Raw genomic sequence first — 7,128 nt, 5'->3', positions numbered from 1 at the left:
AAGTATGCCGTGAGAAAAAAAGGGGCAGCTTTTTGCTTTTGCAGCCATTGGTCCTGATGTTTGAACGGAAACTGGCAGTGGCAAGGGGAAGGCCATAGAGTACGTGATCACTAAATTTTATCCCGTTATAGGAATATTGGGTTTTATAAGCTATAGAGAAGGCTATACCGAGGGGAGGGGGCTCTTAAGTCTTAAAGAGAAGATTGGATAATCTTCAGAGCACAAAATTATATGTCTACTAGAAAAAATAAGGGCGTTCTTGTATCTCATGTGCTTCTTATTCCACACCGTTCCAAAGCTAGTATCTCTAGCCTCAGTACAACGAGGTACAAATCGGATGATGTCTTACCCTACCTTAAATACACTTTTGTGAAAATTACTTTAAAGGTCGTGTGTTAGCTTATGCAAAATCTTTTATGGAAAGAGCTTATTGCTCTAAGAGCAAGGAAAAAAACGTATAAGGTTCCAGTGATAATGAAGAACTTATCGATGAAGTTTATAATCTTATCTTATTTAATTTATACTAAATCACCATCAAGCTCTATAGGATATTCAGACGTTTGAAAAAAGGATTTTATTTTTTCTGAGCTTGAGGAGCGAATAAATTGAGATTTCTGCATAAAGCAAACATGGAAAAATTGTATTGATTGATAATGTCTTTTATCAGATAAGAGGATGAGAGCGATGAGAAAAGGACATTTCTTTCAATATCGTAACGTGAATCAATAAACAATAAAACGCCAACATCGTTCTCAAATTGATTGACTATAATGAGTTGAATATCTGTAGCCAAAAGAGTGCAACCTTGAAGATTGAAGACATTTGTAAAATCGTGTACAGAAATTGAAGTTCCCATAATATTATAAAAAATTGCTGTTCTTCCTTTCAGGTGTAAGGTATGGCTATGATAGCCACAATCGCATGATTGATCATATGCAATATGAACAACATCACCTGTGGCGTGTTCAAGTAATGGTGCATCTTCAGGATAAAAAACAGAGACAATTAATTCATCATTTTTAGAACTTGAATTGACTTGAATGTGATCATAAAGATCATTAATGTCACCATTAATCTTGGCTATAGTAGTAAGAATAGTGCTATTTTTTATACGAGCTATCTTATTATAAAATTATGTAGGGTAGGAGAAGAACGTATAGGTATCTAATTTACGCGCATAAAGGCTTTTCAGGGATTAAATCTAAACTCAGATTTTCTCTCTTTACAGAGTCAGAACTGTATTTTTATCATAACGACTAGCTTCTCTATCATAATATTTCTTCACGAGAGCTTTCCAAAAATAGTACACCAGCTAGTTTGTTCTTAAAAAAATAATCAAGGCAATACTTTCGCACCATCCTCATTCGCTGTCTTTAAGGGTGCCTTTTGCATTTACAGAAATTGCCCACGGACTTTAGAAGCGGAGCCTAGAAAAGTGGGGAAGAGGAGAACCATAGGGTGCTGTGACTACTCATGTTGTCATGCTATAGAAATATTTGGTTTTGTAGGGTAGCAGCAGCCCCCTTTAATGCTTTTTAGGCATTAAAAATGGCATGAGAAAATGCTGGTAGTCGTGATATGTTTTTTCTAAAGTCTTTTAATTATGGCTGATCCATGAGCTCTAAGATATAAATTGAGAGAGAATGGGCGGCATTAAAAGTTAAACGCGCATGGCGAGGTTTGAGATTGATTAGTTCAAAATCTTTTTCTGAGCGGCCGTGCGCTGCACTTTTCTTGTTTCTTAAATTCATAGTACCACTCACGATTTTGGATAGACCGGTTGCGATCATTCTTAAGTCATTTTTATCTAGATCTTGATTTTTTAAGTTTTCTTGCTTTATATCGTCGGGATGAATCTTAGCCTTTTTAGCAACTTCTTTCCATAAAGCGTGCAGCTTATTATGGGCATTTTCTTCATATGGGATAGAATAATGGTCGAGATAAGCTTTGCAAGAAGCTTCCAATAGATTTGCTGCAAATAGAACCGCCTCCCTTGGATCTTTTTCTATATTTTCTAATGCCCTATTTATTTCGATTTCTACTGCTGAAAGTTCTTTCTCTGTAATACGTTTTTGTAGCTCTTCTGTAGAGAGGAGACCAGCTTTTTGCAATTCTTGTGTGGAGGTCAGCCTCTTCTTGATAATATATCCTCCACGCTGATATTCTAATCTATCTTTCTTTAACGTTTCTAAAACTTTACGTTGATCTTCTTTTAACTGTAGAGTTTTTTTGTATAACGATGAATTCAATCCGGTAGGGTCTGGATCATAATATTCTTTTTCCATAAAATCACTAAGCAGGTTACCAAGGACTTCAAGTGGTTCTTCGCATTGAGAATTGATTGCACGTAGCCACACTTTAACTTTTTGGATTTTTGTACCTTCTGGAATTTCAGAAGGAGCAAATGATGCAATAAACAATTCATCTAACTCGTTATGCGTATAATGGTACGCAAACATTGGAGGAAGTAGTCCAATGATTGCAGGAGGAATTTTGTTTTTTTGAGATATTTTTTGCGGGGATGATAATTGCATTTTATGGCTTTATAATATCAAAAAGTGGTGTGTGGAATGGTTTTTTAGAGTATGATTTTATTGCTTGACCTTGCATAGAAAGTCGCGCAACAATTTTGTGGCTTATATAAGATTTTTGAAAGGGAAATGCCATATTGTGTTTTAATTTTTTTCTCCTTTCATTATTATAGCAGTGAAGCAGTGAAGGGGGGGTGAATAATGTGTGATAATTCGAAAAATATAGAATGAGAACAGAAGTATAATTTTGTATTATCGTAACTGCAATAGCATTCTTTATTGGCAGATTGTTTATTGGAGAGAAGGAAGCAGGCAATGCGCATAATCCCTGAACGGAAGGTTTTGTGACAAGAATTTCAACAATAGTATGTTAGAAAAAAATGTTGCGTGTGTTCTTTGCTTGTCAAAAAGAGCAGATGGGGCGCTTTATTCGCATAACCAGTAAAGAGCTCAAGTGGGACAAGAGAGAAGTTTAGCAATCTCGTTTATCTCGTCAAGTTTATTGCTTTCACTAAAAATGCTATTTTATGATATCCGCTGTTAATCTTGCATACTTGCTAAAGAAGAAATATAAACAGTTATCGTCTCTGTAAGGGAGCTTTAAGCAATGAAATTAGGTGTAAAAAAGCTCTGAAAAGCTTTTTTTGCCGTAAAACTTACAAGAAAAATTTAAAGGTAGGGAAATCTAAAAGCACACTGTAAAAATCAAAAAAACAATTTTTTTAAAGATGGTTTCCCGTATGTCATTGTATATTACGATTTTCAATGTTTTAAAAACTTCTCCCTCAAAGAGGAAAGCCTTTGTTCTTAAAGCGGGGGAGATTTGTTATAACAGTTAACAACAAAATAGAGAGAAGATGCTGTTTTACCAGCTGTTTTTGTTGCTTTATTCACTTAATCCCATTGCAATTACCAAACCATAGTGATCAAAGAAGTGTGATATAGGGTGAATGAAATAACTTGGTTTGAAAGTGCGGTGCGATTTTCCACACCGCGATGCGTCGTGAAAAGTGATCAGCTTTGGGGGCTGGGCGGCGTATTCTATACTGGTGTTGTAGGGGCGTTTGTTAGTGATGGGATCTTGGATAGAAAAGCATGTTGTCCTCTGTGGACACCTCCAAAGATACTATTCAGAAAATCGCATATTTCAATAGGTTTTTAGAGGTGTCTCATAGCATCAAAAAAATCATAAAATTACAAACAACATGTATGCTACTAGAGGTGTCCGATTTCAGAGTTTAAGGAGCTTGTCGGTTTAACGCTCTTTTATAGAATGATGAAGGCTGGGGCAAAGGTTCTAGCGCATTGGTATTCCTTAACAGTGGTAAAGGCTGTATAATTTTATACACCGTTGCAAATGTTATTGATAGGGCGTTCATACAAAAGCATATCATAAATCGGAATTTTTCTCTTGAGGCGATAAGAAGAGGGCTAGGCAAAACAGTAAAAATGCAGCGATAGAGAAGAGGAAGAATATGAGATATGTTTGACTTAAGGAAAGGCGTTGCTCTGTTAACGAATGTAGCAGAAAGCCAGCAAATACACCCCCTAAGGCTCCACCTATTTGCTGTAATATGCGTGTGATAACGGCTGTATCTTTGACGTATAAACTGTTGACATATTGGATGGGAGCAGACAAACATACAATGGTGGCGATGCCAAGCCCTACGCCTCTTAGCAAGAATCCAAGTCCATCCATGCTTATATTATAGCCGAAGCATAATAACCCAAAGCTTGATATCACCAAACCAATTCCTATCATGAAAAAGGGAGATTTTTCTTTCCACTTTTGGTAAATAAATTTCCTTCCAATCCATGCACCCACTCCTTGCAGAGCTAGGACTGCACCGATGATGAGAAGGCTATTTTCATGGGCTTGTTCCATGGCAATGGCTAGTGGGAAATAAACGAGGAAACTATAAAAAAGAAATGAAGCAACAAGCCCCATGATCATGAGCAATGTATAGCGCGCATTTTTAAATCCGCTAAAGACGATTAATTTGTTTTTTGCTTTCTGATTAGAAACAATGAATAATATGAGAGATATCACTGCTATAAGTGCTAGGATAAAGAGGGCGTTGTGGTTATTTATATTTCTGGCTTCTGTGAGGTAAAAAAACGAGAGAAGCGATATAGAAAATGCTAAAAATGCAAATAAGTTAAATTTTGTTTTTGCTATTTCGTTGCTCTTTAAATGTTTTGCTCCAAGGGCGAGTGCCAATAAAATAAGCGGAATATTGATAAAAAACAACAAACGCCAAGACACATACTGAGCAAATGAAGCTCCTACCAGCGGTCCAAAGGCAGGAGCAAAAACCGTTGGTACGGCTATGGTGCCCATGGCTTGGCGCACTCGTGTCTGCCCAAATTGTAACGCAATAATGGTTTGGCTAAGGGGCAGCAAAAGGCCTGTCCCGAATCCTTGAATAATACGGGCAGATATAATGGTTGGAAAATTATAGCTTAATCCTACCCCCAGTGAGCCAAGCATAAAAATGAAGCTTGCAAGGAGCCAAGTTCTTTTTATACCTATTCTTCCTTGCACAAAAGCGGACATCAGCAGCCCTGGAACGGTGGCTAGAAAATAGGACGTGACAACCCATTGTATATTATTTCCTTCCACGGAAAAATAACGCGCAAGGTCCGGAAGGATGACATTGACAATGCTCCCGTCTAGTAGAGGAAGTATGCTGGAAATAATGACGGTATATATGACATATTTTTCTGATTTGGTATAGGAATCTACCTTTTGCATGATCATGCTCCCTACAGATATTATTTTAGATATGGGGCCTGCGTCATAAATTACAGAGCTCTAAGAATGAACACGCATTTGTGATATCTGCAATTTTGATATTGGAATGAATGTGATTGGAAGTGCTGATGGTCCCCTTGTGTATAACCCGCCTTTTTCTCTAGAATTAAGCCATCAGTTAAGCTGATGTCAATGAGTTTATCGAGGAGTCTATTCGCTGTCAATTCAATCTGTATGAGAGCAAAAGCAGAACCTAGACGTGCATGCCTGCTCCATTTGCATTTATTATTTAACATGGAAAATGTTAAAATCTTTATAAATCAAATTATTGACTTAAAAATCCAATGTTTGTTTATATATCATTTTTTATGATTAAATGATTATTTGGGTGTCAAATGTATTTTCAATAGTTTATAATTTTCTTTTATTAAATATGCTGCCCTTTCTGAAAAATGTTCGACAATCTCTTGATTGTTTAATAAAAATTAAAATCGGTTATAAGGAAGAGTTTGTAAATTATAGAGTAGGAAAAAGTTGCATTTTATAAACAACAAGGGAGGGTTGTTTCCATAACCCAAACATTTTTTCAAGTTGTTATGGTATATTTTTAAATTGCTTGATTGATAAAAGTTTCATAATTATCAGAAACAATATATTGGGTATTTTCTTCTAAAGCTTTGAAATGTTCATGACCGCAATAGAGTTTTGCTTTTTCCAGATCGCGCAAGATGTCTTCGAAAATACTTCCTTTGCTTTCCACAACAAAATACAGTTTTTCTTGCCCATCTTGCTCGAATAATACAGCCTAATTGGGAGTATATGATCCAAGAGGTGTATCAATTTTAAACCATTTAGGCAGTTGCGCATAAACTTTAATCTCATCGTTTTTTTTCAAACGATTGTGCAAAACTGAACTCAATATCTGAATCACAAATACATGATCATAAGGTGATTTATGGTTTTTTACATATTCTTTTATAAAACGATTTGCTTTATATTTATTAAAGTGCATTTTCTATTTTATTTTTTCATATAATTAGCCAATGAAGTTTTTGCTATAATATCGCAATTTGTAAAAGACTATTTTGGTAATTCAATATGAAATTTTTTATGTCGGTTTCTTGTATTGAAAGCAATGGTACGATTTTTGATATCTGATAAAAATATTTACAAAAGAATTAATAACGCATGATTATAGAATTTTGTCCTTTGTTTGAAGCATGTAAAGTTAAGCCATTGTTTATTGATAGATTTTATGTTCATTATTTATTTGATACATTTAATCTAGAATGTAAATATGTATTCATATCCTCAAACTAAAATACTGGTATTGAAGTGGTGAGAGTGTTGCTTTGTTGAGAATAGATAATTGGGTAGGTTAGTATTCCCTTTGTATCAGAGAATTCAACTTATTCTCTCATATTGTGTGTGGATGAAATGTTAACCGCATAATGCTCCCTCTTACATGAGATGTAAAATGGTTTCCATATTGAGAAAAGTTGTTGATCGTAGAGGAATATTTTTCTGCGAAATTTGTTTGGCTTGAATGGAAAAAATAGAGCAATAGCCGCATATTTGTTATGCTGTAACGGCATATATATAATCGATGGAGTCAACACTTCATTTAAGAAGTTTTTTAAAGGAAAAACATAAAAAAATAGAATTATTGAAAAAAATCTTTTATTTTGAATCTTGTCTCTCACGATTATAAAAGATTCACGTAGATTTCGAAAATTCTTGTTGTGTTGAAAAGCATGAAAAATCAAGAAAATTTTGCAAAAAAGCTGCACGCATAGTGCAGCTTTTTATATATTTGCTTTAAAGGTAGACGTTTTAAAGCAT

At 35.1% G+C, this 7,128-nt stretch carries 2 protein-coding genes and 1 pseudogene; all 3 read right to left on the bottom strand.

Annotated elements, in window-relative coordinates:
• Positions 1-1,601: 1,601 nt before the first annotated feature.
• Positions 1,602-2,534: an abortive infection family protein gene (locus ACFINA_RS09160; RefSeq protein WP_375615472.1), complete on the bottom strand. Its 933-nt coding sequence runs from the start codon at positions 2,532-2,534 to the stop codon at positions 1,602-1,604.
• Positions 2,535-3,921: 1,387 nt separating this feature from the next.
• Positions 3,922-5,286, bottom strand: coding sequence for an MFS transporter (locus ACFINA_RS09155; RefSeq protein ID WP_375614186.1), 1,365 nt, complete (start codon positions 5,284-5,286; stop codon positions 3,922-3,924).
• A 607-nt stretch (positions 5,287-5,893) separates the two neighbouring features.
• Positions 5,894-6,298: pseudogene (locus ACFINA_RS09150) on the bottom strand (hypothetical protein).
• Between the last annotated feature and the right edge of the window lie 830 nt (positions 6,299-7,128).

Origin of the sequence: Bartonella sp. AC10YNML, assembly GCF_042196825.1 — a bacterium.
GTDB lineage: Bacteria > Pseudomonadota > Alphaproteobacteria > Rhizobiales > Rhizobiaceae > Bartonella.
This window is presented reverse-complemented; position numbering and strand designations above follow the sequence as displayed.